Source organism: Curtobacterium sp. MCBA15_016 (assembly GCF_001865105.1).
Lineage (GTDB): Bacteria > Actinomycetota > Actinomycetes > Actinomycetales > Microbacteriaceae > Curtobacterium.
This window is the reverse complement of record NZ_MJGR01000009.1, coordinates 3,281-3,937: the sequence shown is the minus strand read 5'-3', so window position 1 is coordinate 3,937 and position 657 is coordinate 3,281. Positions and strand designations below refer to the sequence as shown.

Sequence of the window (657 nt, the reverse complement as noted above, 5' to 3'; positions counted from 1 at the left end):
GGGCCGCACGCGCCGTTCGTCGATTCCGGAGCAGCGGCCGCCGACGCCGCCGTGCACGCCGGTGCCACCGCCTGCATCGCGTTCAACGACCTCATCGCGATCGGCATGCTCGCCAGACTCCGGGAGCGGGGCGTCCGCGTCCCCGAGGACATGAGCATCGTCGGCTGCGACGACATCTTCGGCGCGGACTTCTGCAACCCACCGCTCACCACGATGACGTCGCCGATCGAGCGCGCCGGCCGGGTCGCGATCCGGATGCTCCTCGGACGGCTCGGCGCGATCCCCGCCGACGAACTGCCCGGCGAGCACATGAGCGGCGCGGTCGCGCTGCCGACCCACCTCACCGTCCGCGAGTCCACCGGTCCCGCACCCGTCCCCCACGCGTCATGAAGGAGTCGACGATGACCCAGACCACCACCGCCACACCGCTCGCCCCGCACCCGGACCGGCTCTTCGCAGCCGACCCGGGAGCGCGAGCGGTCGCCCGCACGGTCTACGACGCCGTCAAGGACGCGCCGATCATCTCCCCCCACGGGCACGTCGACGCCGCCCTCATCGCGGACGACCAGCCCTTCGAGGACCCCGCGTCGCTGCTCATCACGCCGGACCACTACGTCCTGCGGCTCCTGCACGCGAACGGTGTCGGACTGGAGGCGC

2 protein-coding genes are annotated in these 657 nt (G+C 72.6%); both read left to right on the top strand.

All coding sequences use genetic code 11. The annotated features are described in order from the left end of the window. Positions 1-390: LacI family DNA-binding transcriptional regulator (locus BIV03_RS04310; protein WP_139201853.1), on the top strand; the 390-nt coding region annotated here is incomplete at its 5' end. Positions 391-401: 11 nt separating this feature from the next. Beyond that, a partial coding sequence (locus BIV03_RS04305) for a glucuronate isomerase (RefSeq protein ID WP_175475713.1) occupies positions 402-657 on the top strand: 256 nt, incomplete at its 3' end.